This window comes from Stieleria sp. (genome assembly GCF_041595215.1).
GTDB lineage: Bacteria > Planctomycetota > Planctomycetia > Pirellulales > Pirellulaceae > Stieleria > Stieleria magnilauensis.
Genome location: NZ_JBFHKV010001166.1, coordinates 1 through 2,511, shown reverse-complemented (window position 1 = coordinate 2,511; position 2,511 = coordinate 1). Strand labels below are relative to the sequence as shown.

The window sequence follows — 2,511 nt, the reverse complement described above, 5'->3', positions numbered from 1 at the left end:
GTACACCGCGACTCCGGATTGAGAACACGCGACCACCGACGATCCATCGGGAGCAAACTCGATCGAGGTGATCGGGGGTTCGGCGCCGCAATCAAGAGCGACCGAGATCGTCATCAGAACAACAACAGAGCAAACAAGTTTCTTCATAACATGGATCAAGTGGGGTAAGCTTCCAGCTTGCCATTGGCGTCGGATTGGCAAGCTGGAAGCTTACTCCACTTTGGGCTGCGTTACACATTGATACTGAACGCTTTTGTTTTAGCGTGGCAATGGATGTGGGTGTCACTCACAATGCGTTCGCCTCGTCTCCGCATTTCTCACCGCTTTTCGCCGTTGAGTGGTCTTCTATGAAAAAATCTCTGTTCGATCGACCATCATTGGCAGGCGTCTTCCTGGTCGGTGCTTGGTGCATTCTTCACGCCACCAGCGACGCGGGCGAGAACTGGAGTCGGTTTCGCGGCCCCGATGCGACCGGCGTGGTGGCCGACGATCCGCGTTTGCCGACGAAGTGGGATCAAACCGAAAACGTCGCTTGGTCGATCGAGGTTCCCGGCCAGGGCTGGGGCAGTCCGATCGTTGTCGGCAATCGCGTGTTTGTGTCATCGGTCGTCGCTGATGAAGAAAACATCCAGCCTCAAAAAGGACTGTATCTTGGCAAGGGTGTTCGCGATCCGGCCAAGGGGATTCATCACTGGATGGTTTACTGTTTCGATCTGAACAGCGGCAAAGAACTCTGGCGGCATGAAGCAAAGACGGGACGCCCGGTCGTACCGCGTCACCCCAAAAGCTCGTATGCCGCCGAAACACCGACGACCGACGGCGAACGCCTGTACGTGTTATTTGGTGACGTCGGGCTGTATTGCTACAGCCTGGATGGCGAACCGCTTTGGTCACGTAACATCGAACCGCGCAAAACCAACCTGGATTATGGTGCCGCCGCGTCACCGGTGGTTCATGACGGTCAAGTGATCGTCGTTTATGACAACTTGGAATCATCATGGATCGCCGCCTTTGATGCGAAAACGGGGGAGGAGAAATGGCGAACGCCGCGCGACGAAACGCATTCCTGGGCCACGCCGTTGGTCTGGGAACATGATCAACGCACCGAAATCGTCGTGACGGGGCGAAAGAAAAATCGCAGCTACTCGCTCGGCGGCGACCTGTTGTGGGAATTCGATGGCGACATGTCGGTGTTGGTGATTCCGTCGCCGTTTGCCGCACACGGCTATTGCTACCTCGCCTCGGGATACGTCGGCGATTCGCACCGACCGACGTTTGCGATTCGTCCGGGCGCCAGCGGTGACATCACCCCCGACGGCGACTTTGCCGACAGCGAGTTCATACAGTGGTACCAGCCCACCGCGTCGCCTTACAACACCTCCCAAATCGTCTACGGCGATTACTTGTATACCGTTTACGATCAAGGGTTCCTGACCTGTCACGACGCCAAGACGGGCGAGGAGGTCTATGGGAAACGTCGGTTCTCACCGTCGGGTTCGTTCACCGCATCGCCTTGGGCGTATGACGGCAAAGTCTTTTGTCTCAGCGAAGACGGATTGACGTTCGTGGTCCAAGCGGGCCGCGACTTTGAAATCCTGCACACCAATCCGCTCGACGAACTTTGCATCGCGACGCCGAGCATTGCCGACGGGCGTTTGCTGATTCGCACGTTGACGAAACTGGTTTGCATCACCAACGACGAAGAATCATCGCGGTGAAAGCTGCATCGACATGTTGGGCGCCCCCTGGGGCATCACGTCGTACGTCGCCGGTTTGGTCCAGGTTTCCGCCAATGAAGAAGACGTGCTGGACGGCCGAAAACGCATTGCCGAGGCACTGAACCTTCCCTCCCCGGTCCACATTGCGACGCGAGGATCGGTCTCCGATAAACTAACATTCGCCCTCTTTCAATTCCCCGTCACCGGGCACTTGTGGTTCTTGTGGTTTCTGTGCTGGCTGGTCACTGGATTTGCGCTGTGTGTTTCGGTGGGTCGGTTGTTGCGGATTCCACGACCGGCACACTGGCTCTCCGCGTCCGTGTATCGTTACGCTTGGCTGATCCCGTTGACGATGATTCCCCAAGCATTCATGTCGCCCTACGGGGCGGGCTTCGGACCGGACACCTCGATCGGACTGTTACCGATGCCGTCGGTGCTGGCGTATTACGCCGTGTTTTTCGGCTTCGGCGCAATCTACTTTGATGCGACCGGAATGCAAAGCGACGTCGAACCGGCCGGCTGGCGATCCTGGCTCGCGGTCCTCGTTTCGTTGCTCGTGCTGTTCCCGATCGGACTGGCGATCTCTTCGCAGTACGAAGGACTCGGCAAAATCGCGTCTCTTTTTGTCCAAGCCAGTTACGCCTGGTTGATGACGTTTGGCATGATGGGCGTGTTTCGACAGCTGCTCTCGCGGGAGAGCAAAACCATGCGTTACTTGTCCGATTCATCCTACTGGCTGTATTTGGCTCACATCCCGCTTATCATTTACGCACAGTACTGGGTTCGTGATTAT

The 2,511-nt window shown here is 56.8% G+C and carries 2 protein-coding genes; both read left to right on the top strand.

Going from position 1 to position 2,511, the window contains the following annotated elements; genetic code table 11:
* The first annotated feature begins 347 nt into the window (after positions 1 to 347).
* Positions 348 to 1,718 carry a PQQ-binding-like beta-propeller repeat protein gene (locus ABX749_RS29270; RefSeq protein WP_372899156.1) on the top strand — a complete coding sequence of 457 codons (1,371 nt, stop codon included), beginning with the start codon at positions 348 to 350 and terminating at the stop codon, positions 1,716 to 1,718.
* 13 nt (positions 1,719 to 1,731) lie between these two features.
* The coding region (locus tag ABX749_RS29265) for an acyltransferase family protein (RefSeq protein ID WP_372899155.1) at positions 1,732 to 2,511 on the top strand (780 nt) is incomplete at its 3' end.